This is a genomic window from Paraburkholderia sp. PGU19 (genome assembly GCF_013426915.1).
In the GTDB taxonomy this organism is placed as follows: Bacteria; Pseudomonadota; Gammaproteobacteria; order Burkholderiales; family Burkholderiaceae; genus Paraburkholderia.
This window is the reverse complement of sequence record NZ_AP023183.1, coordinates 699,541-725,842: the sequence shown is the minus strand read 5'-3', so window position 1 is coordinate 725,842 and position 26,302 is coordinate 699,541. Positions and strand designations below refer to the sequence as shown.

Sequence of the window (26,302 nt, the reverse complement as noted above, 5' to 3'; positions counted from 1 at the left end):
CTCTTTTTCTCGCGCCTCCAGGCGCTTATCCCTTTGCGGGCACTCGGCCCGAAAGGGAACGATTGCCCGCTTCTTTTTCCGGAGCAATCGACATGTATCAACTTTCCTTCGCTGGGCAGACTCTCTTCCTCGGTACGCTGCTCGAAGTGCTGGCAGCTTTCAGGACCGATTCCCGCCTGTCCTCCGTTGAATCCTCAGACATCGTGCTGCTGCACGGCGGTCAGCCTGTCGCCGTCACCCGCTACAACGGCACCCTTACTGTGCGTCGTCCCGGCACGGCACGCGATGTGTTCCTGTCCATGGTCGATGAGATCGATGGCGCTTATTTCCGGCCGAACGGGGTGATGCAGGCGGCGTGGCAGATCCGTCGATCGCACTGGAAGCTGCTCTACGACGCGTTCGACCTCACGTCGAGTGCGCGCCTCATCTTCTCGTCGGATCAGATCGATGCAGCATCGGACGGGCGCGGTAGTCTCGGCCTGCATGACCTGCTCCAGGCAGAATGCGAGCGCCGGTTCGGTTTTCGTTACGCCGGTCCGGAATATGGCCGCACGCGCGACCGCAACGGACGGCACGAAGTGCACGTTGCATACGCGCTCGCTGAGGGCTTTCCCGTCCCCGAAACGGTGCTCGCTGAATACCGCGAGTTGCCGGAGAAGTTTTCGGCGGACGTGGCGTGGGGCCAGGTGCTTCTGTCCGTGCCGGAGCTGCGCGGTGCGATGTCTCCTGACAAGGTGCGCGTACTCGCAAGCATCATGTCGCGCGAAAAGGGAGGCATCACGTCACAGAACGCTGCCCTGCTCGCGATGGTCATGCGCTTGGCGCCGAACAGGCCGACGTATGTCGAGGTCGATGACCTGCTGTTGCGTCACGGGCTGGTGCAGCCGTACAGCCTGCCCGAGCGTTACGCGAGCCCGCAGCCGCTTGGCAGACCCGTCTCGAAGTTTGCGGAGGTCTACCGCAGCAGGATGGCAGATTACCGGCGCGACAAGGCAGTCAAGCAGTTGCGCAAGGAGCGTGCGGAAGAACGCATCTCGCAACGTCATTTCGACCAGCGGATGCAAGTTGCGCAACTCGAGTATGGTCGCGAGACATTTGCTTTCGGTAACGAGATCTCCGAAGCGATCGACAGCGGTGATCTGCGCTTTCTACTGGACCTGATGGACTGTCCGGATGAGCGAAATCGCGTCTCCAAGCAAACGGTGCGCGAGGTGTTCGGCGTCAAGCTGCTCGGCGTGCGCGCTGCTGCCCGTCGTCGGGCGATTTTCGCGCTGGCGGGGTTCAACGAGGCGTTCCAGCGTGAGTGGGATGCGGCGGGGACGCCTGAGGCGCGCGAACACCTCGTGCGCACGCACGCGGCTCGCATGCCCGCCGGGATTCATCCGGCGGTCTTTACCCAGTCGCTGGTGGCTCATCACGTCTGGTAACCATTCCCTTGAATACACCCGGCCTCGCGCCGGGTTTTTTTTGCCTGTCCGCTATGCAATCCGGCCTTGCGTCCGTCTAAGGCGGTACAAAAAAGCGACGATTCTGGCTTATCGCCGTCCCCACGCTGCCTACACTGGGTCATCTCCCGCGTCACTGACGCATCGACCTCGCCGACTCGTCGGCATTCTTTTATCGCCCCACAGGGACCACGTCCCTACGGGCGTAGTCCTTTCGGGGCTTTCTCTTTTTCAGGAAAGCCATCATGAAAGTTACGCCCGCACAACTGACCGAACTGCTCTCGCTGTACGTCCCGAAGCGTTTGCCGGTGCTAATCACCGGGCGCCCCGGTATCGGCAAGAGCGATATCGTCGAACAGGTCGCGCACGCAACCGATCACGAACTGCTCATCAGCCATCCCGTCGTTGAAGATCCGACGGACTCGAAAGGGTTGCCGTTTCCGGCGCCAGACGGCTTGAACGCGAAGTTCCTGCCGTTCGGTGATCTCGAACGCGCGATGAAGGCGAGACGTCCGCTCATCTGGTTTCTGGACGATCTGGGGCAGGCTTCGCCCGCCGTTCAGGCGGCCAAGATGCAACTTCTGCTTGCCCGCCGTATCGGCGAGCACGTCTTGCCGCCGCACGTTACGTTTCTTGCGGCGACAAACCGCCGGACCGATAACGCGGGGGTGACGGGGATTCTTGATCCCGTCATTTCCCGCTTCGCAACGGTGGTCGAGCTGGAAGCGACGATCGACGGCTGGACGAAGTGGGCTGTGCGTAACAATGTGCCGCCCGAACTGATCGCGTTTCTGCGATTCCGTCCGGACCTGCTCTCGGTGCAGAAGACGTCACGCGATATCGAAAACACGCCGAGTCCCCGCAGCTGGGGGTTCGTCGCGAAGGCGATGGGCGTGGTGCCGAAACACCTGGAGCACATCTCGCATGCGGGATCGGTGGGCGAGGGCGCTGCAACGGAGCTTGTCAGCTTCCTGCAGATCTACCGCGAACTGCCTAACCCCGATGCGCTTCTGGCGACGCCCGACAAGGCGATGATCCCCCAGACGCCGTCGACGCTTTACGCAATCGCAACTGCTCTGGCTGCTCGCGCGACGGAAGCCAACTTCGATCGAGTCGTGACCTATACGGAACGCATGATCGAAGCGGGCCACCGCGAATTCGCGGCGCTACTCGTGCGTGACGCATTGGAGCGCACGCCGGAAATCGCCAACTCCTACGCCTTCATCAGGGCGCAGGGCGGCGAGATCGGCGCAATCATCAAGGGCGGCTGATCAGCCTTTCCATTCCACTTCTTTCCCAGCTTCATCACTCATGGCTCTGCCGCGTCCGCGAGGACGCGCAGGGCCATTTTTTTCGCCTCATCCATTCATTTTCTATACGGAGTTTTTTCATGAACACCAATATCCAGTCGAAAGTCATGCTGTGCTCGGTCACGATCTCCACGTGGGTTGCCCGTCGATTCGACGGCAAGGCCACCGAAGAGGTCGAAAACAAGCACCATGCAAAGGGCATCGGCAGATTCAACAAGCGCCTGCTGCCCGAAAACTCCCCCAGTTTTCAGGAGGTGGTGACGCTCGCCGGCCGCATCCGGAAATACTTCTACGATCACTCGTTGAAGTACGACCAGCTTGGCGTGCGGCTGCTGCCGACGATGATCTACATGGAATTCGCTGACCGGATGCGCTCGCTGAAAGACGAGTTCGATCTGGCGGTATCCGTGTTTCTCACCGACTACCTGGACCTGAAGGAGCGCGCCCGTTCGGAATTGAACGGCCTGTTCAACGAGGCGGATTATCCGACCCTCGCGGAACTGTCCTCCAAGTTCGGCGTCAAGATGGCGGTACTGCCGTTTCCTGACGCCAGCCAGTTCGGCGTCGACCTGCCTGCAGACGTGCTGACGACGCTGAAAAGCGAACTCGATGAGCATGTGCTGGCGTCGATCGCGACCGCGAACGAGGATCTCGTCGAACGGATGTATGCGGCCGTTTCGCAGATGGCGTCGCGGCTGTATGCGACGGGCAACGTGCGTCTGGACGTGGCCAACAACGTGCGCGATCTTTGCGCGTTGTTGCCGAAGCTCAACTTCTCTAACGATCCGAAGCTCACGCACATCCTCGATCAGGCGAAGACGCATCTCGCCGTTCACACGGGCGCGGACCTGAAGGAGTCGAATGTCCTGCGTTCCCAGGTGGCCAGCAAGGCACAGGAGATCGAAGGGCTGATGGCCGCGTTCATGGGCATGACGCCGGCAACGGAGATCGAGCCCGCGGACCAGAGCGCGCAATTGCGCCTCGTTGCTTAAGGGGGCGCTCATGGATCGCACCGTGACGGTAGCTGGCAATGGCGCGGTCCATCCGCGCATTGCCAGACAGCGCACTGAGCTTGTTCTGTCCCAACCGTTTTTCGGGTCGCTCGCACTGCGCCTGAAGATGGTTGAGGACCGGTCAACGAAGGAATGCTGGGTAGACGGGGAATCGTTGGGCTACAACCCCGAATATGTCGACAGGCTGAGCGACCTGGAACTGCGGGGCGTGCTGGCGCTGAAAGTCATGCAGGTGGCCAACGGTCATTGCTGGCGTCAGGGTGCGCGAGAGAGCGGGCGATGGAGTGACTCAAGCCAATACGCGATCTCTCCGATTCTCACTTCGTCGGATTTCGTGTTGCCGAAGGGAGCGCTGCATGACGCACGCTTTGCTGGAAAGTCGGTCGAAGAGATTTATGGCGCACTGACTCAGGAGGCAAACCAGAAACAGCCCAAACCTGAGCAGCAGCCTAAACCTAAGTCCGATCAGCAGTCGCAACAGCAGCAGCCCAAGCAGGATGGCCAGTCGTCAGCGCCGGATGCAAAAGGTGGCAGCAAGGCTGATGACAAGCCCAATGGCAAGGGTGGCAATCCGAACCCGCAGTCGCAGGCCGGTGGTGGGCAGGGTGATCCAGAGACGTCTGCTGGTTCATCGTGCGGTGAGGTCCGCCAGTACTCGGGGACTGACAAGCCTGTGAAGGAAGCCGAGTGGAAGGTAGCTGTCGTGCAGGCCGCAAAAGCGGCGCAGATGCGCGGCAAGCTGCCGGGCGACCTGCAGGCGATGGCTGGCGAGGCAGTTCGGCCCGTTGTTGACTGGCGCGCGGTGCTTCACCGCTTCGCGCAACAGTCATCGCCGACGGACTACAGCTTCGCCCAGCCGAACCGCCGATACCTGCATCTGGGGTTCTACCTGCCCTCTTTGAACACGCCGGCCGTTGGTGATGCGGTGTTCGTGCGCGACTCGAGCGGTTCGGTGTTTGACGAGACGCAGGCGCAGTTCGATGCCGAGATCCTTTCGGTGTTCCATACGCTCAAGCCAGCGCGGTTGATCGTGATGGACTGCGATGTGCGCGTGACGCAGGTGCAGATTTTCGAGCGTGGCGACTCGCCGGAGATCAAGCCTGTGCGCGGTGGAGGCGGTACGGCATTCACTGATCCGTTCAACCGCGTGGCAGCCGACGGAATGAATCCGGCCTTTCTCGTCTATCTGACGGACATGGTTGGTGCTTTTCCGGCGTCGGCACCGCATTACCCGGTGCTGTGGGCGTCGACAACACCGCTTACGCGGGCACGCAAAGCGCCATTCGGTGAGACGGTCGAAGTTATCTGCTGATCGACTCCAATTCTCTTAACCCCAACCCGGCCTCGTGCCGGGTTTTTTTTCGTCCGCGCCGCGCTACCCGCGCCATCCGGACCCCCAGATTTCGCGACAGTGTGGCGGAAAGCTATACGTTTTCGGGGGGCTTTCCGGGTTTTGATCCGTAACGCGTTACACGGCGACGCCGCGCGTGGAGTCGAGCCCTGGGTAGCCAACGACGAACATCATGGCCGCGTGTGATCACCGCGCAACGTGAAAGCCGCGTGATTTCGTGCCCCTTTTGGAGCCTGCCGAGCGGGGCCAGCGAGAACAATAGTCGCATGTTAGACCGCCCGCAAAGCCGCGCATGCAAGACCCTAACGACAATCCGTTGCTGAAGCTTCAGCCGCTAAAAGCGGAAGCCGTCGCGATGTTCTTCGAGGCGTTGAACCCGCTTAAGGAACTGCTCGAAGCGCCCGATCTCGCGGAAATCATGGTCAACGATCATCGCAACGTGTGGATCGAGCATCGCGGCGTGATGTCCCGCGTCAATGTGGACCTGCGCCCGGAGCACCTTGAAGGTGCGATTCATTCGCTCGCGTCATCGGTGGACAAGTCGGCACACGCGGGAAGTGACAAGGGAATCATCAACGCCGGTCACAAGAACCTGCGTATTGCTGCGGTTATGAATCCGACCGCCATCGACGGGCACGCGCTCAGCATCCGTAAGCACCGCGAGTCGAAGATGACGCTCGACGACTACGTCAGCATGGGCGCGTTCTCTGCGGCAAATGCGCGCCCAGCGGAAGCGGAAGCCATTCATTTCGAGGATGGCATTGAGGATGAAGCGCTCATGCGCGCGCTGAAGGCGCTCGTGCAGTCGCGGAAAAACATTCTCGTTGCCGGCGGAACGTCCGCGGGCAAGACCACGTTCCTTAACGCACTTGTTGGCGTCATTCCCGAAGACCAGCGCGTGATCACCATCGAGGACACGATGGAACTGAAGGTCCAGGTTCCGAACCGTGTGCGCCTCCTGTCCAACGCCGATACGAACGTCACGACGCAGCTGCTTGTCGCGCTGTGTCTGCGGTTCAGACCGGACCGGATCATCGTTGGTGAAGTCCGCGGTGGTGAAGGTTACGACCTGCTCCAGGCACTCAATACGGGCCACGACGGCGGCCTCGCGTCGCTTCACGCCAACAACGCGCGCACTGCGCTGAGCCGCCTTGAGAGCCTCGCGATGCTCGGCATACCGACAGGTTCTCGCTGGGAACTCGACGATATGCGGAAAAACATCGCCGACTGTTTCAACTACGTGGTGCATTTCAAACGCACGGGCGAGATGCGGCACGTCTCCGAAATCCTCGAAATCGGGGGCTTTCGCAACAACGACTATGACCTACGACGGGTTTTTTAACGGGAGCATCAAAAAATGAAGCAAGGAAGGTTTTTCAGTACGGCTGCCGCGGTGGGGAAGAAGCTGCGACCGGGTAAGCCGATGATTGTCGGCGCGCTGCTGAGCGTGGCGTCGGCTGCAGCGATGGCTGCTACGGGCGACTATTCGTCGCTTACTGGCCTGACCGACATCATCTGCACGATCAGTAACCTTATCAGCGGTCCGTACCTGTACGGCATCGGCATCATCCTGATCGTGATCGGCGGCGTTGCCGTTGCAAATTCGGAAAGCAACATCGCTAAGACGTTCTCGGTCGTGCTGGTCGGTCTGGGTATCGCCTCGGTCGCGGTGCCGATCATGCGCGATCATTTCCACATGACAGTCGCCTGCTGATATGCGCCAGCACAAGGTCAGCCGCGGGCTCTCGCTGCCGCGCCAGATGGGCGGGGCGGACCGGATGCTGGCGATCCTGAACGGCACCCTCACGGCGCTGCTTACCTACACGAGCTGGACGCCGTCGTTCCTGGTGCTGGGCGTCGTTGTGCACTTCTACCTGCGGTGGCGAAGCTCAAAAGACCCGTGGTGGCGGCTCGTCATGCTCATCTACAACCGCTATCCCGATGTCTACGCGCCCGAGCCTCACGGCAAGTTCAGCGCACGTTTCAAGCGCCCCTACGGGTTTGATCAGGATCTCCCATGTTAAGAATGCCATTCACGAAGCGCGCGGTGCAGGAAGTTGCGCCGTGGATGACGCTTGTCACGCCCGAGCTAATACTGGACAAGGATGGTTCGCTCGTCACCGTGTTCGAGTTCGACGGCATCGACGCAGATACGCCGAACCCCGGCGACATTACGGCCGCGCGCGACAACCTTGATCACGCATGCCGGAATTTCGATCACCGGGTCACCGCATGGTGGCGCGTTTCGCACCGGCGCGTGAAGGGCGGAGTCGAAGGTAACTTCGTCGCCGAGGCAGACGCGCGCATCGACGCCATCAACCAGGCGAACATTGGGAGCGGGAAGTATTTCCGCAACTCCCATTCGCTCGCGCTCGCGTTCACGCCGGAAACCGGTTTGTCGCGCATCTTCGACAAGATCGGCTATCACATGACGGTCGGGGGCAAAAACGTTTTCGTCGCGCTTTTTGAGGCCGCGAAGGATATGGTGCTTGCCCGCAGCGCCTTCGTTTTTGACCTCACAAAACTGCAGAACGAGATCAAGCGGTTTGAGGCCGTCATTGACGGGTTCACCGGCGGCGTCACGCGTCTGAAAATGAAGCGGCTGCAACTTCAGAACGCGCTGTCATTCCTGCATCAGCGTGCAAATCCGAGCACCCCCAAGCGCCGCGTGCGCTACCCGGTCACGATGCTCGACACCCATCTGACCGAAACACAGGTCACGATCGGCGCCGAGCAACTGATGTTTGAGTCGGCACACGGCAAGGTGTACGCGCGAATCATTGGTGTGAAAGAGTGGATGGGCTTCCAGGAAGCGGCGCTCGATGTGCTCTCACAGGTTGATGCCGAGCTCGACGTGTGCGTCATGTTCCGCTTTCTCGATACCTCGCGCGCGAGCGCATATATCCGGAAGATCCGCGGCTTCTACAAGGCCGCCGCGTTCAACCCAATAGCGATCCTCAAGCAGTGGGCGACAAAGGAAGAGCAGAAGAACGACGAAGGCCGCGAGCAGCTTGCAAAAGAGGCCAGCGAGGCACTTGCGAAGCTGGAGGCCGAAGGCCAGCAGTACGGGTTTGCAAACATCTCGGTCATCGTCTACGGCAACACGCCCGAGGAATGCGAAGACGCCACACGACAGGTCGTCGGCGTCATCGGCAACGCCGGATTCGGCGTCATCGTGGAAAAAGACAATCTGTTTGCTGCATGGTGTTCGACTCTGCCCGGGCGCTGGGATCAGCAAAAGCGCCTGCAGTTCGTTGAAACCCCGGCCGTCTCCGACATTGCGCCGCTGTGCAGCGTCGGCGAGGGCTCGACCGTCAACGAGTGGCTGACGCAGCAGTCCGGCAAAAAGACCGGGCCGCTCACCTGCCTGCCGACGCGCCATCGCACACTGCAGAACGTCGACCTGCATCACCCGGGCGGCAAGGCGCACACGCTGGTCGTTGGTCCCATCGGCGCTGGTAAATCCGTGTTGCTCAATTATCTGATGTCGCAAACGGGTCGGCACGGCGCGCGCCGCATCCGCTTCGACAAGGACCGCTCGACGCGCATCCCGACGCTGCTCGGCGGCGGTCGCTTCATCGACGCGACGGGCCGGTTTGAGGCGGCGACGTCGGTCAACCCGCTCTCGCTGATCGGCGACGAAAAGCACTGGCCGTACGTGGCCGAGTGGGTGAAGCTCGTCATCGAGGGCGAGGACTTCACCTGCACTCCGCAGCAGGAAACGATCATCTTCGAGCGCATCCGTACGCTGGCGAAAGCCTATGGACGCGAGAAGTGGCGGTTGACCGGCCTGATTACGCTGTTGCCCGACGAGCTTCGCGACCGCCTTGCGGTCTGGACCGAGGGTCAGAAAAACGGCCGATTCTTCGATCACGTGGAAGACGGATTTTCTCTCTCCGATGACCTGTCGATCGAGATGGGCGACCTTTTCCAGAATTTCCCGGTGGCGGCAGCGCTATTCATGGACTACGCGTTCTACCGGATCGCGCAGATTCTCGACGGCAAGCGCTACACCGTGATCGAAATCGAGGAGGCCGGGTTCTTCTTCACCTATCCGAAATTCTACGCACGACTCGAAATCTGGGCTGTGACCATCCGGAAGCTCAACGCTGCCCTGCTGATGGCGACGCAATCGCTGGGCCAGCTGGCGCGCGTGGCGAACTTCGAAATCATGAAGGAGAACATCCCGAACATCATCTATCTGCCTAACAGCGACGCAATCAACAACCAGGCGTTGTACCGGGACATTTTTGGCCTGACCGAACACCAGATCCGGATGATTTCGAACGCAGTGCCAAACCGCGATTACCTGTGGGTGACGTCGACGCAGACTCGCATGCTGCAGGCAACCTTTCCGAAGGAATCGCTTGCCTATCTACGCTCCGATGGTCGCGCGCAGGCAATTCTCGACAAGCATGTGAAGTCGGGCGTCGACAACTGGCAGGACGAATACGTGCGCGATGTGCTCGCAAACGCCTGACCGCGGTTCATAACGTCAGTCTTACTCCTGGAAATCCTCACCATGATGAAAACACTGCTCCGCACCGTGACGGCTGCCGCCGTCCTGACCCTCGGCCTTGTGCAGCAAAGCGATGCGACGCTGCCTGTCATTGACCCGACCAACCTCATACAGAATACCTTTACCGCGATGGGCGCGATCAAGGGGGAGGTTTATCAGGACACAAACCTTACCTACCAGTATCAGATGATGTTGAACCAATTGAAGCAGGCGACCAACCTGAATCCGGCGGCCATGCTCGCGCAGGCCAACTCGATCACGAACGACATCAATACGCTGACGAAGTACACCGACACGCTGAAGTCGCTGTACGGTGGCCTGCAGTCCAACGCCGAGTACGCAACCAAGGTACAGGCGCTTATTACCCAGTCAGGCAAGACGCCGAGCCAGTGGTTCGCGGACCAGAGCACCCTCATCAGCAACAATGACAAGACGGCCAAGCAGCTGTTCCAGATGGGCAACGACGTGATCTCGCATGTGAGCACACTGTCAAAGCGCCGGCAGGAGATTCAGGACCAGCTGAACATGTCGCCGACTGCCGAAGCGACGGCTCAACTCACCACGCACCTGCTGGACATCGTCGCGAGCCAGAACAGCGACATGCTGCAGATGATGGCCGCGAAGCAGCAGAGCGACGCCGTCGCGAAATCGACCCAAACCGCAGACGATCAGTCGCGCAATGCCGCGAAGGCCGCGCTTCAGGTTCAGTTGGACAAGGAGCGCGCGGCTTATAACGCAACGCTCGGATCTTCAAACGTGCTGGGGCAATAAGTCGTGAGCCATTTCTTTCTCAGGCGGCTGCTCCGCGTCCTGCGTCTGCTCTGTCTTGTGCTTGGCGTGGCACTGGCAACGCCAGCAGCTTTCGCAGACGACAACATGACGCTGCCCGACGGTTCCACACTCGATACTGGTAGCAGCACTTCGGGCTCGTCAACGACAGCGCCGCTTTCAGGCCAGGACGGTGATTGGGCCAAGGGGGCGGGCGATGCTCAAAGACAGATCTCGGGGCTGGTTGGGAATCTGATCCCGACCGCCGTCACGGTCAGCAACACTGTTCTCAAAGAGTCCAACAAGTTCGCATGGGGACTCGGCGTGATCACGCTTGTGCTGGCAGGCGTGCGGTTTTCTGGAACACACAACCCCATCACGGCGTGGGCGAGCCTGTTTGAAGAGGTTGCCGTTCTCGGCATATTCGTTGCGCTGTACCTCGGCTATACAACGTCCGCGGCGGGCTTCTGGACCTGGTTTCAGGACTTGGCGACGAGTATAGGAGGCGGCGCCAACAACGACATATCGACGCAACTCTCGACGCTCGGAGGCAGTTTTCTTGATGCCGTAAAGGCAAAGGTTTTGAACATCAAGTTGCTGACCGACTTCAACGGTACGCTGACGGACGTCGTCGCGCTCTTTCTGGCCTTTCTGGCGATGTGCGTGGCTTCGATTGTCTTCATGTATTACTCCGCAATCGGCCAGATTCATGCGGCGATCGGTATTGTGCTGGGGCCGATTGCAATGGCCCTCGGTTTCTCAAGCTACACCAGGAGCTACTTCCAGCGCTGGCTTGACTGGATGATCAATGCGGGAATGTACGTCGTCATGGTGGCGGTGCTGTTCAAGCTGATGGGCGGAGCGATCTCGAGCGCGGTGGGCCAGGCCACGTCGAATGGTACAAAGACCCAGCTGAGCGCCGGATTCGCCTTCGATCTCGCGCTCTTTCTGCTGATGCTGTCGTTCGAGATTCCAAAGCTCGCTGCGATGTTTGGCAGCGGTTCGGGGGCGACTGGCACGAGCGCACTGAAGACCGCGATGAGGTTTATCCCATGAGCGTCGTTCACCGTCCGATGAAGGCCAGTGACCTGCTGGCCACGCATGAAAAGCGCATCGAACTGGTGCGGCAGTGCGCGAACGAAAGCACCGAAGCCGAGTTTGAACGCAAATGGCTGTCGGTGCTGCGCCGGTGCGCGGCGTGGTTCTCGTCCATGCCACTCACGCCTGAACTGCATGCCGAACTGGGCGGCGCATTCCGCGCGACTATCGAATCGACGTTTTACGCGATGCGGCTCGCAGGCGGCCAGAAGTTTGCCGCCGACATGACGTCCGACAAGCGGCGGCGTCTGGAGCCGCAGTACATCTACGCTGTGTTTCTTGCCGCCGCCTGTTCGTCGCTTGACGAGCCCTGCAGGCACTTCGAGATCGTGCGGGTAGTCGATCACCTGGCCTGGAGTCCGGCTGCACATGGAGCGTTCGGCAACTGGGTGGGCGAGGGTGACTATCTCGTACAGCGACGCGCGACCCCGCTCAAAAGTGAACGGATGCGCACTGCGATGTTCGCGCAAACCGTCATCACGCCCGAACTGCTGTCAGGACTGGACAACGCAGTACTTGCCGATCTTTTTGGCGCGATCAACCCGGAGAAGAGTCCGCAGGGCTTTGAGGCGCTGGTGCACAAGGTGGTGCGCCAGGCGATGGACGTTTCGGTCGAATTCGAGCGTAAGGCGCAGCGCGGCGTATTCGCGCCAGTGAAATTCGACGTGCCGTCCGCGGTGCATGTGGCGCTCGAACTGCAGCCGCAGGTTGTCGCGGCAACACCGGCTCCGCCCGCCCCAACGGAAGCGGCACCGCTCGCACCGTCCGCGGAGACCGCCAGTGAGGCGGCGGTGGCACCTTTGCCATCCAGCAGCGCGGCCCAGCCGACCTCCGGTTCTGCCTCGGGCGGCCCACAGCTTTCCCAGTCGTTGCTCGATGCGTTGGAGCGCAGCGAAGCTCAGGCCGCCACGGCGGCCGCGACTGGCCCGTTGACCCGTCAGCCGCGCGGCCCACGCCGGCGGCCGCCGTCGATCCGTCGCAGATGACAGCGGGCGCACCCGCTGCTGCGCGGCCAACCCGCAACGGCCCAACGGACGAAGAACTAACCGAAGTTCTCGGCCCGGGCTCCGCGATGATGCGGGAATTCTTCCGGGCGCTCGCTGGCGATGTCGCAACAGGCAAGGCAAAGGTGACGTGGGAAGAGAAGGGGCTGGCCGTGCAGAAGCGTCTGATCGGCGGTTACGGCATTACGAGCGATACGCTCGTTGAGCAACTCAGGAAGCGCAGCCTGCTGCTGCGCGCGGCTGGTAACGACATCTGCATCGTTGAGCGTGCCGGTCGTCTGATCATGGAGCGCCCGGCGGCATGAACTACATTAACCACTTTCGCCCCATCTACGAGTTCCGGCCGCTGATCGTCTGGCCGGTCGTAATCGTAGGCATCTTCGCATCGGGCATGCCCTATGGTTGGGCGTTCGCGCTCGCATGTTTCGCGTTGCTGGTCATCCGCGGAATTCAGGTTTGGCGGGCGCTCAGCTTCCGTATGGCGATCTCGACCAAATGGCTGAGCAAGATCCATATCGGCAAGCTGCTTGAGACGCAGCGCAAGATGCGTGAGCGCGAAGACTCGATGTATCTCGGCACCGGCTTTGAATGGACTCAGAAGCACACCCAGATCGCGCACGACATTCTCCGCATGCCCGTTACCGATATTCCGTCCTTGCCGAAGTGGCTGAACAAGACTGATCTGGGCCGCAAGACGGAAGCGCGGATCGAGCGGCTCTTCGCGCCACGCGACAGCATCCGGGACCGCATGCCGCAAGGCTCGTCGTGGATTCACGGCATGGAGCCCAAAAAAGTCCGCGTGCCGTTTCACTACAAGGCGATGGGCGGACACACGCTCGTTGGTGGTACGACCGGCGCCGGCAAGACCCGCACGTACGAGGTGATCTCGACGCAGGTCATCCACAACCCGAAAGACGTGCTGATCATCGTCGACCCCAAAAACGATGATGACTGGAAAAAGCGCGTGGAAAAAGAGTGTGCGCGCGCCGGCCGCAAATTCCTGTACTTCAATCAGGCGAAGCCGCACGAGTCGATCCGCCTCAATCCGCTCGAGAACTGGTCGCAGCCCTCCGAAATTCCGTCGCGGATCGCACAGTTAATGGAAGAAGGGCCGTTCCGGGATTTCGCCTTCCTGTTCATCGACCGTGCGGTAAAGGGCGAACTGTACGTCGGCGACAAGCCGAACCTTCGCTCGATCCTGAAGTACGCGCAATCCGGTATTGGCACGTTGCTCGAGCGTGGCCTGCGACGCTTCTTCCTCGAAAACGGGATGTCGAACTGGGAGGAGCTAACGGTCGCGCAGACCGTAAAGGATAGCGTTCGCAAAAACGATATTTCGCTCGTCGACGGGATGGCCAAGCTTTACATGGACCGCTTCGCGGCGCACGATCGCGGGCACGAGACGATTGACGGGCTGATCGCCACGCACACGCACGATCGCGAACACTACATGCGAATCATCGCGTCGGCGCTGCCGCTCCTGCAGATGCTGGCTACCGGCGAGACGGGCCTCATGCTCGCGCCGAAGGCCGACGACTTCGAGGACGAGCGCGAGATCTGGGACATCGACAAGATCATCAAACAGAAAGCCGTGCTGTACATGGGCCTTGATTCGCTGTCGAACAACATCGTGCAGAAGGCGATCGCGTCGATGGCGCTGTCGGATGTCGCGGCGGTGTGCGGCTCGATTTACAACTTCTATGCAGAAAAGCCCGACGTCGTTCTGATCATTGACGAGATTGCCGAAGCGATCAACGAGCAGGTGATCCAGATTCTGAACAAGGGGCGTGGCGCGGGCTTCAAGGCGTTTGTTGCATTCCAGGCGCGGGCCGACCTCGAAGCCAAGCTTGGAAACGCCGCGAAAATGCTGCAGGTTTTGGGCAACCTCAACAACCAGGTGATCCTTAGACTGGAGGATAGCGATACCGCCAAGTGGTTCTCGGACAAGGTGGGGGAGACAGCGATTCGGGTGGTAAACATCTCGAATAGCACGAACACCACGACCGAAGCGCATGCGATGGAGTTCAGCGGATCACAGTCACGCACCCTTCAGCTTGAGAAGGTGCCACTGATTCCGATGCCCCTGATCCACCGGTTGCCGAACCTGCAGTACTTCATGCGCATCTCCGGCGGTGCCGTCTACCAGGGCCGAATCCCCATTATCGAAGGCTGAACCACACCCTATGTCCGCCGTTTTCAAAAACATCATTCGCGATCACAAGCTTTCGCACAAGCTGGTCCCCGTCTTCAACATTGCGCCGGATCTGGAACTCGCGTGCTCACGCGTTGCCGATTTCGTTGGCGAGCGCTTCGCTGGAGACAGGGGGCCGCTGGCGGCAGAGATGATCGAATCGGCGCTGGCGAGCTTCAAGCGAGCCAAGCGTACCGGCGATCAGCACGTCGCGTTCATGCAGGGGCTGTTCGAGCCTGCCAAGTCCCTTTACGCGCGCCGCTATGTTGCGCGCCGCGGTGACAAGATCAGTGTCTGGTCGCCCATGCTGGAGCCGATTCCCGCTTTCGAGGAGCGGCATCAGAACAGCGAGCTGGAGATGGTCGACGAGCGTTGCCCGGAACACATTACCGAGCGCACCGCAGCTTTTCAACTGGCGTCGCGCGTCTTGCAAGGCGAAGCGTTCCGTCGCTACTTCGAGGAATACGATGTCGCTCACCGCTACGATAATAGCGAAGTTGTCCCGGGTTGATTACGACACGGCCCGGCGAGCGCTCGACACGGCGAGCGCTTTCGACGAGCCGGACGAACCGCCGCCCGAAGTGTTTAGATGGGGCGCGGGCGCGCGGGCCTACGCACTGGCGTCGATCGCCGTCAACCGACCTTTCCTGTTCTGGGGCGGATTGCTGGCGGTTGCCGCAATCCCTCTTCTCGTCGTGGTGAGGCTGATCCATGGCTAGCCGGTTTGGTTCGCATCTGAAGGTCTGGTTTCTCCTCGTTCCCGTCCTGTCGATTGCAGTCATGCCTGCGATTCCCGACCGCAAGCTTTTCGAGGTGCCAGACGCCGAAACCGAATCACTCGTCGCGTCGGTCGGGCAGGAAAGGGCGGACGCGGCCGTCCGCTCGGCGAACGAACTGTTCAAGCGCTCATTTGTGGATAACGGACTCCTGCACCGGACTCTGGCAGCGTCGGGCAACCTCAACGGATTCAATGACGGAGGCATATCGGACTTCTCAGCCACGTGGACTGAAAATTTCTGGCTGCTCGCTTACCGGGCGATGTTCCGCGCGATGGTCATGAAAATGTGGATCGTGGGCACGCTATGCTTTGCGCTTGGCATGTTTATCGACGGCACGGCGCGCAGAAAGATCAAGGCAGCGGCGGCCGGCTATGTCAGCCCGCTCTCCTTTCATCTCGCGGGCCACGGCCTGATGATCGTCACGGGCACCTTGTTTGGCGTACTTGTCGCTCCGGTGCCGGTGCTTGCTGCTTACTGGCTGATTGTCGCCGTACTTCTTGGCGCGCTGCTCTGGAAGGCCGCTGAGTCGTTTCAGTCCGCTCGGTAAGTCATCTAACAAAGCGGATCGGCGTGGCCCCGTCCGCTTTTCCTCTGCTTCTCTCCCAACCGCTTTTCGTCATGCCGGACTGCCGCACCGATGTCCAGCGGTAGCTCCTTTTTGCCGCCAGCCGGTGACGCGTAAGCGGCCTCTCGCCTTTAAAGGCTTGTGAAATAACGCGTGTTTCGGGCGCTCTGCGCCCGGTGACGACGCAACAATCGCATTGGTGGGGACGCGTTGTGCGTGCCCGATTACCAACGATGAAACGACACAGGTCCACCAAGGAGAAACGGGCATGAGCACCACCACTGTGGCAGATACCGAACTGGAAAGCCCCGTGACGGCAGATGCGCAGGCGTCCGCTGCAACTGCCGCTGCTGCGGCGGCCGATTTGAAAACGCTGGCGCAGACATCGCGCGCGGGTGGCGAGGCTGGTCACGACGGCGCCGAAGAGGGCGAGCGCGAGATCGAAAGCGAGCTGACGCAGATGGAGGCGGACGCGGACCGTCTGCAGAAGGAAGGCGTGATCACGCCTGATGACGCGAACATGAAGCGTGCCGAGGTTGCAAAGGCCCGCAAGGCGTTCCGCGATCTGCCGGGCAGCGAGCGTATCGCCATCATCAAGCGCCGCCGTGAGCTTGGCCGACAGTTGATGGAGCGGCAGCTTTCCGGCGCGGCAGTCGTGCCCGCGAACGTTCGCCTGAACCATACGCGGCTGAAGCCGCTATTCGAGCAATCGTGGCCGTACCTGAACCGCATGAGCGTGAACATGCAGCGTTTCGGCGACTCGACATTCGGCGAGGGCGACAAGACCGCTGTGAACAGCTTCTTCGAGAAGCAGATCAAGTCGATTGAAGCATATGTGGATGAAGCGCTGCGCGTTGCCATAGGCTTCCGCGAGAAGAAGGAAGCGGAGCTTCGCGAAGCGGGCGAATTCGTGTTCGAGCCGTCGATCCCGATGCCGGCGCTGGACATGACCGTCGAGGTCTATACGCGTTTTGCGATGCGTGTGCTGTCGGCGATCATGAAGTTCGACAAGGTGATGGATCAGTTTGACTTCATGGTCTGGAACGGCATTCGCGACCAGTCGGACGTCGATGACGAAACGGTGCACTTCCTGAAGAAAGTGAATCCGCTCGGCGTTCGTGGCTACATGACGCACCTGCGCCTGATGACTACGGTCCGCGGCCTGTAAGGGGGCGTCATGCTGGACGAACTCAATCCGCAGCAGCGGGAAGTCGCCCAGTTGCGCCAGAATTGCGTGGCGATTGCCTGTCCCGGCGCGGGCAAGACAAAAACGATCGCCACCAAGGCCGCGCTGCTGCTGCAGGACAGCGCGGCTGTCGTGGGCGCGGTGACGTTCTCGAAGGACGCGGCGATCGAGCTGCGTGAGCGCATCCTTCACGTGGCGGGCAAGGCGGTGAAGAAGCGCCTTGTCGCGGGCACGTTCCATTCACTCGCCTACAAACAGCTTCAGCGTCCCGGTGGGCGGCCGCCCGACATCGCAAGCGACGGTGACCGCCTCGGGCTGCTCATCCGCGTCATGCAGGATCTCGGGCTCGACGGGAAGGCCGAGGACGTCATCCCGACGATCGAAAAAATCAAGACTAATTTCGGCCGGTGCGACGTCACCAGCACCGACGGCCAGTTGTACAACGCCTATCAGGAGGCGCTGGCCCGCAACGGGAAGATCGATTTCCAGGACATGCTGCGGCTCGCCGTTGAGGGCATGCAGAACGGCACGATCCTGCCGTATCCGTTCACTTACCTGCTAGTTGACGAGTTTCAGGATACTGACCCGCTGCAGTATCGGTGGATCGAGCTTCACGCAAAAGCAGGCTCGATCGTAACGGTGGTAGGCGATGACGATCAGAGCATCTACGCTTTTCGCGAGGCACTCGGCTATCGAGGCATGGAATCCTTCATCAAGGAATTCGAAGCCAAGCCGGTCGTGCTCGGAAGCAACTATCGGTGCCGCGCCGAAATCCTCGCGGCCGCTGACCGGGTGATCCGCAACAATCCGGACCGCATCCCGAAAGTGCTCCGCGCTGAAAAGGGCGCCGGCGGTCGGGTCGAGGCATCCCGCCACGCCGACGAGTACGTGGAAGCGGAAGCGGCTATCGAGGCACTTGCACCGTTACTGCGAAACGGAAAGACGTGTGCGGTCCTCGCCCGGACTAACCGCATCCTTGATCCGCTGGAGGCCGTCTGCCGTTCGTATGGCGTGAAGTATCACCGCGCGTCGGGGGCATCGGTTCTCAATCGTCCCGAGGGTGCGTTGCTCTGTAATCTGCTGGAGATCATTGAAGGCGTGAAGGCGACGGGGCTTGACGCCGTGCTGGCGCATTCGGGACTGCATGCCGACCATCTGCGTGCGCTGCACGCGAACATGGGCGCAGAGCTTGTTCAGAAGCCCCGGGCCGAACTGGTCGAGCTGGGCATGCCGGAAGAAGTCGCAACAAACTACCGCGAGTTCATGAAGCGGCTCGCCGAATGGCGGGGACTATGCGAGAGGAAATTCTATTCGTTGGTGCTGTCGGGCGTGAATGAGTGGATGCTCAAGTACACGAAGAAGGAAAACGGCGTCCGGACCATCCAGGCGACGTATGACGTGCTGTCGCGTCTGACTGGATCGTTCGCCGAGCGGCTGCTGTTCCTCCGGCAGGACAACAACGAGCCCGCAACAGACGCGCTTGTCCTGACGACGATGCATAGCTCGAAAGGGCTCGAGTGGGATCACGTCTGGATCGCGCGATCCGAAGACACCATCGTCCCCGATGCCAAATCAACTGAGCCGGAAGAGCGGCGGCTTTTTTATGTCGCGATGACGCGCGCGCGGGAAACGCTGATGATTTCCGGGACGTCAAAGAACTTCGCGTCGCGGTTTGTCACTGAAGCGCAGATCGAAACCACGGCGCGGCCGGCTTAGCGCGAGAGCCGGCTTCATTGAGCCTGTCGGTGCATCCAATCGGGCAGGCGCGAGTGCGCCAGCCTCGCGACAAGGCAGTCTGGTAGATAGGGGAAACCGAAGTGGGCTTCGAAGAGCGCTGACAGTTCCCTTGGTAGAACTCCCTGCAGGTCCCCCTTCCCGGGGCCGTCGAGCATCAAGTTCATCGGGTCAGCCGCCCTGATACGCAGTCGCATCTGGAACTGCTGCAGCCAGATCATCGTGCTATCGAACGTGCCGTAAAGCGCGAACATCAAAAGACTCGGCGGTGCTGCGAGGGCTTGAGCCTTCCGGGGGCGAAGCGTCGCCCATCGTTCCCGCACCTTGATAACGGGGCCTTTGGACCTGCTGGCGGCGGCCAGGACCGCTTGAGCGAAGTCGCGGCAGTCCGAAGGTCCCGATAGCGTCCCATTGATCCTTGCGCGGACAGTTGCCAGATCGACGGTGTCATCAGCGAACCGGATTCGAATCCGTTCTCCGCACGGATTGAATTCGTCCAGTGCCTGAGCGATTGCGGCCGCATCGAAATGGTCATGGTTCAAAACTGGCGAATCGTCCGATACCGGCCTGACAGCGGCGAGATCGGGGGCTATCCACATGCCCACAATTACGCGGAACGTGCCCATAGTGGCCCCCAAGCTTGTGCTGGATGAACGAATACTAATCAAGGCACAACGATTTTCCGTTTTTTTTGTGCCAAGAGGTCCACTACATCGTCAGAAAAAGAAAAGCCCGCGCGAAGGCGGGCTTAAATCCATGGTTGGAGACATGGAGGAGACGTGATAAGTATAAACCCTAATCTCGCATCGTCGCAACAGTTGCGGTCGACATTGGGGCGAAGCGTCGGGGGCACGCACCGAGCGGCGGCACAAGGAAGCCTAGGGCTCCCTTCTGCCTTCTGGCTCGCTTTTACAGCGCGTCGCGGTGAAGCCTTAGCACAAGCTTGTACTGCGGATTCTTCAACGGTACATCAACCGTCTGGCCATCAGCGATTTCGACCGGAATGTCCGACGCGGTGTAGCCGTGCACATCGACGACCTCGGACGTGCAGTCCGCTGTCCCTGTCTTGCGGATCCCGTCGAGTGCCGTGTCCGTCGCCGAAACCGATAGCTGAACCTTTCCGGCATTTGCGGAAACCGGGTTGATGAGCAGCGAGCGGCCTACGAACATCTTCTCGGCGCTCAGGCGCATCGCGCCCGCCGAGCCCGTGCAGTTCGCGTAGCCAACCTCCTTTCCGCCTCGTTGCAGGTACGGTGTCAGGCTGGTGCCGTCGTTCACGATATGTTGCGCTTGGTCGATCACTTTTCCGTCCTTATACCAGGTGATGTCCAGCGTTTGAATCGTCGCGGCCGCTTGAGCGTTGGCAATGAATCCTGCGGCGATAGCCGTTGCGAAAAGTGCCTTGCGAATCGGTTGCATGTGGTTCTCCGTATCGATTGTGAATCAGGTGTTGGCCGTCATGTCCGCGAGGCATGCGGCTCGGGAATCAGTGAAACAATGTGCTGCTCGAATAACTGCGCACTCAGAGTGAAGCGGCTCCGGTGCGGCGTGTCATCGGGCATCGCCTGCCGGTTGATGAAGCGGCCGTCGCTGAGCATGCAGAAACAGAGCCCATCGAAAGCGGCTTCCTGTGCTGCGGCCTCCCAGTTGACGGCGAGGTAATCCATCGTGTCAGGTAGTTACTGCAGCGGAGCGGCGACCCCGTGGCCAGACTGTCGCAAGGCTCACTGCCGCCCAGCTTGTTGCGGCGACGCAGAGAAACCCGATGACCATGGCACGCTTAAGTCGTGCGGCTGAGGCGACGTACTCTGCCCGCGCAATCGCCAGGTCGCCCCGCGCCACGGCAAGCCGGTTGGTGAGTTCCCCGGTGCCCGACAGGCTGTGACGCGAGAGGACCGTCAACGCCTGAGAGGGCTCGATGCTGCGAATGTCGCCATCAAGTTCAGCGAGCCGCCGGACCTCATCCTGGCGATTGCCGAGCGTGGTGCGCGCGGTCCCGTCGTCAAACAATGCACGGGTCATGCTGAGGACCGTGAAGGGCATTGCAAGCGCCAGAGCGATCGAGAGGCAGCTCGCCACAGTGCGCAATTTCATGTTCAGGCCTTCGCGCGCGTAAATTCGGTTACGTTGGACTCCGCCCGCTCGGGCGCGGCCGCATCCACAGCCGGGGCTGCAGACGCGAGCTCCGGTTTTGCGCTCTCGCCGGCTTCCGGTTCGACCGTCAGCATGCGGGCCACGCGCTTGAGCGTGCCGTTAAGCGCGGCGCGCGGGCCCAGGCGGATCGTGCCGCAGTACATGATGTCGCCCGAGACGTGCCCGTTGATTTCAAGAGTGCCGCGCGCATGGACGTTGCCGTCGACGCGACCGTCGATACGAACGTGGTCGCCCTGGACGTTGCCCTTTATCAGACCTCCGTCGCCGACGTGCAAAAGGCCTTGCGTCGAGATAAGGCCCCCGTCGAGCAGGCCGAAATAGCTGATGCCGTGATCGACGATCATGTCGCCGCTGATGGTGCAGCCGGCGGAAACAAGGGTAATCGAAAGTTCGTTTTTCATGGTCGGGGCTTCCTAGAACAACTTCACTTCGGCAGACCCGGCGCGGTTTTCGGCCGAGGGGCTGGCGTCTTTATTGGACTCTGCGCTCTGCTCCGTGCGAGGGCGCGAGATGTGATGGCGAGTGGCGCGCGCCGGTTTGGCTGCTTGGGCAGGCTGCGCGGGCTGCAACGCGGGTGCCGTTTGAGCAGCGGTGGCTGGCGCTTGTGCCGTCGTGGCCGCCCCCTGCGCTGGCTGCGTCGCACTCTGCGCGGGCACGACCGGCCTCGCGACCGCTACGGGCTGGGCAGGTGCGGCCGGTGAAGGACTCGCCGGTTGCTGCGCGGCCGCGGTTGCCTCTCTGCTCGACCCCGCACGATGGATTGGCGAAACCGCTGCGAGCTGCGCCTCGCTCGTCAGCGCGGGCGCGGCGCCTGCCGTGGCGGCCTGCGCGCTGCGCGCCGGTGCTTTCAGCGAATCGCGGAATTGGTCGGCTGTCAGGCCAAGTGAGCGTGCTGAAGCAAAGTCGCTCGCGCTTAATGCGGGCGCGGCAATAACAGGGTGAGGGGGTGTCGCATTGACCTCCCGGTAGGCCGGGGCTTCCTGATTAGCCGGAGCCGCGTTCAGTGCATCGCCTTTTCTGCTGGCGTCCTCCGTTGTCGTCGGAGCTGTCGTTGCCGAGCCGTGTCTCGCCGCCAGGTTCTTGTAGAGCGACGCTGCGCCCATGCCCGCCATCGCGACCATAGCCGCAATGGCCAGGGCGATCGTGGCCTGCCGTGCGCGGGGCGCGATCCCCCAAGACGTTGATTCAGCGCGCGAGGCGACTCGGGTGCTGATACGTCGCCAGGCCCGGGCAAGGCGGCAATCTGGCGGGGAAGGTCGATGACCATCGAGTCCAGGGCGAACTGAGCGTGCAGTCGCTGGATTTCGCGAATGTCCATGAAAATGCCTCTTCTCGTTGTCTGGATTACAGCCTGCCCGAGGCTGCTTGAAGTCAAGGAACCTGGTCCGGCAGAGCGGAGTTAGCGGGGTTCAGTGGGTGTCGTCGGAGTCGGGAAGCAGGACGCCTTCGGGGGCATACCGGTCGTTGTCCGGAATACACAGCTGGGGAATCTGCTTGATGCGCGCGGCTGCGGCGTCAAGCGCTGCCTTGCGTTCGTGCGCCATGACTGAGCGGCCGGCGAGAGCTTCCATCGTCTTGAGGAAAAGCTGGTCATAGATCGTGAGCAGGCGAACGAGGCGTCCCGACAAGGGGTGCTTGATTTCGAGTGTCACGCGCTCAGGAGCAAGGCCGGTGCGCCGACCGTGCAACCGGTTAGCCCAGGCGAGTGCCTTGCGGAAGAAGGTTTCCGCCGTGTGGAACTCCGCTTCCAGTGCGAGGAGCTTGCCGCCGCGCGCAACCGTCATCTTTGCCGCGCAGAAGTTGTAGTCGGAGCGGACAAAGGTGCGGGCAAAATCGGAGTAATACAGCAACTCGGTTTTTGCCAGCGTCTCAGGATGGATGCGTGCGAGGCGGTCATCGCTGGTGAGGCGCTTGATGGGGCGCAGGACGCCGGAGACCGGCTCAGTCGCAGCGGAAGGGGAAATCAGCCGTTCTGGATCAACCGCCTCGGGCTTTTCCGTATCGAAGCCAGACATAACGTGTTCTCGGTGTATGTGTTCTCTCTCACATAAATTCTCACTGAGCACCGATCAGTCAAGCGGGCAAAAGCTATATCAATTTCGCGAGCTTTCAGACGCCTACACCTGTCTTTTGCCCGGATACTTCAATCCATTCCCCGCGTCTCTGACGCATCGACCTCGACTCCAAGCCCGGAGTCCATCTTCTTTCTCCAAGTCGTGCCTTTGGGCATGCTCCGACCGGATAGCTACCGGTGTGGATATCTTCTTGTGCTGAATCTGCCCGCTACAGATTCCCCTATTTCAGCTGTGATACTCGTACCCTGGCCTGCATTCATTTGCGCCGGTACATCGTTCGAGCCCAGGTTTTCGGGTGTTCTCTCTCCAGAGCCTGATCTGGGTAGAACGATCGAAGTTGGCTGATCCGTGATTCCTGCGGCGGAATGTATTTTCCGAAAATGGGCTGTTGCGCAGCGTGACCATGCTGCGCGAGGACGACTTTACGTCCTCTGACAGAGCGCTCCGGCTTTCCGGTGCCGCTCCCTGCACGCCACGTCCCCAGAAGGGACGTGGCGCGTAGGTCACATCTATCCCCTATTCACGAAGCTCGCTCCCTGACCGGAGCGGGCTTTTTTTTCGTCCGTCCATTCCGGATGGGCCTTTCTCAAGCGGAGGTGTTTATGTTGTTGCCCGACCGCCTCAACGAGCGTATTGCCGAGGCTATCAAGCATCAGATCGATAACGAGCGTGCCGCTTCGGATACGTCATCCGAGGCCTGGCGCAGCCGCTGTGAAGTTGCGCAGGTCGCGATGTACAGCGACGCCCAGCGCTCTGTCTTTATCCACCATGTCAGCGAACGACGCGGTAGCGGTGCAGCCCGGGAGATCGAATCACAGGCCAGCACGCTACGCACGAACGCCATCTTTTTTCTCGCAAGGAAACCATCATGAACGCAGTCGTCCAGATGTTCGACAACGCGCCTCGCAGTCTGGTCGAAGAGCGCGCAATCCGACCGCCGATCATTGGCAAGATCCGGCCCGGTATCAAGGTTCTTACACGCAACGCGCAGGGCAATCCGGCTGCTGGGAAGCTGTACGACGAAATGGTGGCGGCCGGCGACTCGTACGAGACGATCGGAAAGGTGATCGAATCGAAGCTGAATCTTCGCAATGCGCTGATACCGAGAAACGTCGCGCATTTCACCTGTAGACGGTCGGACTTCTCGAATCCTGACACCGCGGATGAAATTCTGAAGCTCTACGGTGAGGATCGTGGCGACGGCCTCAAGCTGCACCGCTTCCCGGTAATGTTCGCCTTCGACGACTGGCTGCGTAATGTGCCTAATCAGATGGCGGCCTATACGACGACAGGACGGCAGTATTTCTCGGAGTATGGCCGTGACGGCAAGCGGTACTGCAAGACGTATGCACCGGTCGAGCGCGATGAGCGTGCGAAGCGGGCGCGGCGCAGTTTCGGTGGTCGCCTTGTCATCCAGCGTCAGGATGACGACATTCCCGACGGAATCTGCGATCCGCACGTGTGTCCGCAGTATCAGGAACGCAAGTGCAACCTGAGCGCCAACTTCGTGTTTGCAATACCCGACGTGAAAGGCTTGGGACTCATCGAACTTCCAACGAATTCGATTTATGTCCTGCAGAAAGCGTATTCCGCCATGCAGACGGTCTCGCTCGCGCGAGGCAGGCTGACCGGCACGCGCTTCTGGCTGTCGAAGAAGGAATTCGACATCACGCGGATCGACGACAACGGGCAGCCGGTGCGTCAGAAGCAGATGCTAACCGTGCTCGATGCGGATATCGATCTCGGGGCGTTGCTGGATGCAGGCGATGAGCCGCAGCCGGCGCTCGAAGCGGCGAGCCGTGCAGTTGCCCTGATCGAAGCCGGTGGCAATGTCGAGGTTCTGTCGCAGGCCATGACAGAGGCAGGCTCCGGGACCGTTGCGCAGATGCAGGGCGAAACGGTCGGCGCAAGCAACGCAGGTGCCGACGGCGGTGGCGAGCCCGAAGAGGGCGAGTCGCTTCAAGACAAGCGTAACCGCATGTCCGATCTGCTTAACCGCCTGGGGCTCAGCCAGCCAGATCGTCAGCAGGATTTCCGCCGCTTCGCGCACGTCAGATTCGGGCGCGGCTGGGCGGAAAGACCGGCAGACGTTGATCAGATGAACGCACGCCTGACGGCAGCGCTCGACGATCGCGCTGCGCTTGATGACGAGATCCTGCAGGCAAAGACCTACGTCTGACCTTGGACCGGCCCCTTCGGGGCTGGTCGTTCCTTTCTTCACTTTTCGCGTAGCGAGAACCCTTCAGCAAGCGGCACTTGCTCAAGCGTTTTCGACCGCGCATCCCTGCGCATCGAATCCTTCCGCCTGACGGCGGATCATTTTCCTGTCTTGATGGAGTATCAACGTTATGTCGAACGATCTGAGCGCCCTGACGGGTCTACAGGACATGCGTTGCGGTGGCTGTGGTGGAGACCTGTTCAAGGTCTTTACTGCGGATCGAACGCAGCGGATCGTTGTCCAATGTCAGCAGTGCATGAGCACGTCGTTTATCGAACCCGTACCTGCGAAGCTGCAGATCAACTGGGGAGAGGGCGACGGCTGCATCACAGTCTTCTAGGAGCATTCAGCGATGCGCAAGGTAGAGAACTTCACGCTGTTTTTCGGCGCTGATGACGCGCTGAGCAACTGGCATCCGTGCCGGTTCAGTTATCACGGCGTGGACTTCACCTCGGTAGAGCAGTTCATGATGTTTTCCAAAGCCAAGCTGTTTGGCGATGAGATTGCAGCGGCAGAAATTATCGCGGCGCGTCATCCCAAAGATCAGAAGGCGATCGGACGGGGCGTGAAAGGCTTCGACCTTGCGACGTGGGAAGGCAAGCGCGAATCGATCGTTTATGTCGGGTGCCGGGAGAAGTTTGCCCAGAACCCGGGATTGCGCTCACTGCTTCTGGCGACGGCACCGACCGAGCTCGTCGAAGCCAGTCCTTACGACCGTATCTGGGGCGTAGGACGCGGCGAGCGCGACCCGCTGATTCTCGACAAGGCGAACTGGCGTGGCACTAACCTGCTCGGCATCACGCTGATGAAGGTGCGCGACACCCTGTCCCGCTGACTTTTTCAACTGCGCCACCTGGCGCACCATCCATTGAGGCTGCCCACGGGCGGCCTT

28 protein-coding genes are annotated in these 26,302 nt (G+C 60.7%); 22 read left to right on the top strand and 6 right to left on the bottom strand.

The genetic code is table 11. The annotated features are described in order from the left end of the window. Positions 1-92: 92 nt before the first annotated feature. The 18 genes from H1204_RS50385 to H1204_RS50305 all read left to right on the top strand — a co-directional run bounded on the left by H1204_RS50385 (position 93) and on the right by H1204_RS50305 (position 18,945). Positions 93-1,427, top strand: coding sequence for a hypothetical protein (locus tag H1204_RS50385; RefSeq protein WP_180736588.1), 1,335 nt, complete (start codon positions 93-95; stop codon positions 1,425-1,427). Between the two features lie 263 nt (positions 1,428-1,690). Continuing rightward, positions 1,691-2,716: an ATP-binding protein gene (locus H1204_RS50380; RefSeq protein WP_180736587.1), complete on the top strand. Its 1,026-nt coding sequence runs from the start codon at positions 1,691-1,693 to the stop codon at positions 2,714-2,716. Between the two features lie 119 nt (positions 2,717-2,835). Next, entirely contained in the window at positions 2,836-3,747 is a 912-nt protein-coding gene (locus H1204_RS50375) for a hypothetical protein (RefSeq protein ID WP_180736586.1), read from the top strand. Between the two features lie 10 nt (positions 3,748-3,757). After that, positions 3,758-5,080: a VWA-like domain-containing protein gene (locus tag H1204_RS50370; protein WP_180736585.1), complete on the top strand. Its 1,323-nt coding sequence runs from the start codon at positions 3,758-3,760 to the stop codon at positions 5,078-5,080. Between the two features lie 331 nt (positions 5,081-5,411). Continuing rightward, a complete protein-coding gene (locus H1204_RS50365) occupies positions 5,412-6,461 on the top strand; it encodes an ATPase, T2SS/T4P/T4SS family (protein WP_180736584.1) in 1,050 nt (349 codons plus the stop codon). Between the two features lie 15 nt (positions 6,462-6,476). Further along, positions 6,477-6,833: a TrbC/VirB2 family protein gene (locus tag H1204_RS50360; protein WP_180736583.1), complete on the top strand. Its 357-nt coding sequence runs from the start codon at positions 6,477-6,479 to the stop codon at positions 6,831-6,833. Position 6,834: 1 nt separating this feature from the next. Next, complete coding sequence (locus tag H1204_RS50355) at positions 6,835-7,143, top strand: VirB3 family type IV secretion system protein (protein ID WP_122984699.1); 309 nt, start codon at positions 6,835-6,837, stop codon at positions 7,141-7,143. Beyond that, positions 7,137-9,599, top strand: a complete 2,463-nt coding sequence (locus tag H1204_RS50350) for a type IV secretion system protein VirB4 (RefSeq protein WP_180736582.1) — start codon at positions 7,137-7,139, stop codon at positions 9,597-9,599. Before H1204_RS50355 ends, H1204_RS50350 begins: the two co-directional genes overlap by 7 nt. 42 nt (positions 9,600-9,641) lie before the next feature. Then, entirely contained in the window at positions 9,642-10,409 is a 768-nt protein-coding gene (locus H1204_RS50345; protein WP_180736581.1) for a type VI secretion protein, read from the top strand. A gap of 3 nt (positions 10,410-10,412) precedes the next feature. Beyond that, entirely contained in the window at positions 10,413-11,462 is a 1,050-nt protein-coding gene (locus tag H1204_RS50340; protein ID WP_243469173.1) for a type IV secretion system protein, read from the top strand. Beyond that, positions 11,459-12,490, top strand: a complete 1,032-nt coding sequence (locus H1204_RS50335; protein WP_243469172.1) for a TraI domain-containing protein — start codon at positions 11,459-11,461, stop codon at positions 12,488-12,490. The genes H1204_RS50340 and H1204_RS50335 overlap by 4 nt, the downstream gene beginning before the upstream one ends. Further along, positions 12,487-12,813, top strand: coding sequence for a hypothetical protein (locus H1204_RS52565; protein WP_243469171.1), 327 nt, complete (start codon positions 12,487-12,489; stop codon positions 12,811-12,813). Before H1204_RS50335 ends, H1204_RS52565 begins: the two co-directional genes overlap by 4 nt. Beyond that, on the top strand, positions 12,810-14,681 hold the full coding sequence (gene traD / locus H1204_RS50330; RefSeq protein ID WP_180736580.1) for a conjugative transfer system coupling protein TraD: 1,872 nt from the start codon (positions 12,810-12,812) through the stop codon (positions 14,679-14,681). The genes H1204_RS52565 and traD overlap by 4 nt, the downstream gene beginning before the upstream one ends. Before the next feature lie 10 nt (positions 14,682-14,691). Then, on the top strand, positions 14,692-15,210 hold the full coding sequence (locus H1204_RS50325; RefSeq protein WP_180737003.1) for a hypothetical protein: 519 nt from the start codon (positions 14,692-14,694) through the stop codon (positions 15,208-15,210). After that, the gene (locus H1204_RS50320) at positions 15,197-15,418 is read left to right on the top strand and encodes a hypothetical protein (protein WP_243469170.1); all 222 of its coding nucleotides are present in this window, start codon (positions 15,197-15,199) and stop codon (positions 15,416-15,418) included. Before H1204_RS50325 ends, H1204_RS50320 begins: the two co-directional genes overlap by 14 nt. Continuing rightward, entirely contained in the window at positions 15,411-16,025 is a 615-nt protein-coding gene (locus H1204_RS50315) for a DUF4400 domain-containing protein (protein ID WP_180736578.1), read from the top strand. The genes H1204_RS50320 and H1204_RS50315 overlap by 8 nt, the downstream gene beginning before the upstream one ends. A gap of 286 nt (positions 16,026-16,311) precedes the next feature. Then, a complete protein-coding gene (locus H1204_RS50310; protein WP_180736577.1) occupies positions 16,312-17,211 on the top strand; it encodes an ATPase in 900 nt (299 codons plus the stop codon). Between the two features lie 9 nt (positions 17,212-17,220). Further along, positions 17,221-18,945 (top strand): ATP-dependent helicase, encoded by a 1,725-nt coding sequence (locus H1204_RS50305; RefSeq protein WP_180736576.1) that lies wholly within the window; start codon positions 17,221-17,223, stop codon positions 18,943-18,945. Between the two features lie 14 nt (positions 18,946-18,959). Here the strand turns inward: H1204_RS50305 and H1204_RS50300 are convergent, their stop codons facing one another. The 6 genes from H1204_RS50300 to H1204_RS50275 all read right to left on the bottom strand — a co-directional run bounded on the left by H1204_RS50300 (position 18,960) and on the right by H1204_RS50275 (position 23,132). Then, positions 18,960-19,589, bottom strand: coding sequence for a hypothetical protein (locus H1204_RS50300; RefSeq protein WP_180736575.1), 630 nt, complete (start codon positions 19,587-19,589; stop codon positions 18,960-18,962). A 283-nt stretch (positions 19,590-19,872) separates the two neighbouring features. Then, positions 19,873-20,382, bottom strand: a complete 510-nt coding sequence (locus H1204_RS50295; RefSeq protein ID WP_180736574.1) for a hypothetical protein — start codon at positions 20,380-20,382, stop codon at positions 19,873-19,875. A gap of 38 nt (positions 20,383-20,420) precedes the next feature. After that, complete coding sequence (locus H1204_RS50290) at positions 20,421-20,630, bottom strand: hypothetical protein (RefSeq protein ID WP_180736573.1); 210 nt, start codon at positions 20,628-20,630, stop codon at positions 20,421-20,423. Between the two features lie 4 nt (positions 20,631-20,634). After that, positions 20,635-21,057, bottom strand: coding sequence for a hypothetical protein (locus H1204_RS50285; protein ID WP_180736572.1), 423 nt, complete (start codon positions 21,055-21,057; stop codon positions 20,635-20,637). Positions 21,058-21,059: 2 nt separating this feature from the next. Continuing rightward, positions 21,060-21,518 carry a polymer-forming cytoskeletal protein gene (locus H1204_RS50280; RefSeq protein ID WP_180736571.1) on the bottom strand — a complete coding sequence of 153 codons (459 nt, stop codon included), beginning with the start codon at positions 21,516-21,518 and terminating at the stop codon, positions 21,060-21,062. 1,008 nt (positions 21,519-22,526) lie between these two features. Next, complete coding sequence (locus tag H1204_RS50275) at positions 22,527-23,132, bottom strand: AcaB family transcriptional regulator (RefSeq protein ID WP_180736570.1); 606 nt, start codon at positions 23,130-23,132, stop codon at positions 22,527-22,529. A gap of 665 nt (positions 23,133-23,797) precedes the next feature. Here H1204_RS50275 and H1204_RS50270 point away from each other — a divergent pair. The 4 genes from H1204_RS50270 to H1204_RS50255 all read left to right on the top strand — a co-directional run bounded on the left by H1204_RS50270 (position 23,798) and on the right by H1204_RS50255 (position 26,245). After that, entirely contained in the window at positions 23,798-24,064 is a 267-nt protein-coding gene (locus tag H1204_RS50270; RefSeq protein ID WP_180737002.1) for a hypothetical protein, read from the top strand. Further along, positions 24,061-25,371 carry a hypothetical protein gene (locus H1204_RS50265; protein ID WP_180736569.1) on the top strand — a complete coding sequence of 437 codons (1,311 nt, stop codon included), beginning with the start codon at positions 24,061-24,063 and terminating at the stop codon, positions 25,369-25,371. The genes H1204_RS50270 and H1204_RS50265 overlap by 4 nt, the downstream gene beginning before the upstream one ends. 169 nt (positions 25,372-25,540) lie before the next feature. Then, positions 25,541-25,750 (top strand): hypothetical protein, encoded by a 210-nt coding sequence (locus H1204_RS50260; RefSeq protein ID WP_180736568.1) that lies wholly within the window; start codon positions 25,541-25,543, stop codon positions 25,748-25,750. Between the two features lie 12 nt (positions 25,751-25,762). Then, positions 25,763-26,245, top strand: coding sequence for an NADAR family protein (locus tag H1204_RS50255; RefSeq protein ID WP_180736567.1), 483 nt, complete (start codon positions 25,763-25,765; stop codon positions 26,243-26,245). The last annotated feature ends 57 nt before the right edge of the window (positions 26,246-26,302 follow it).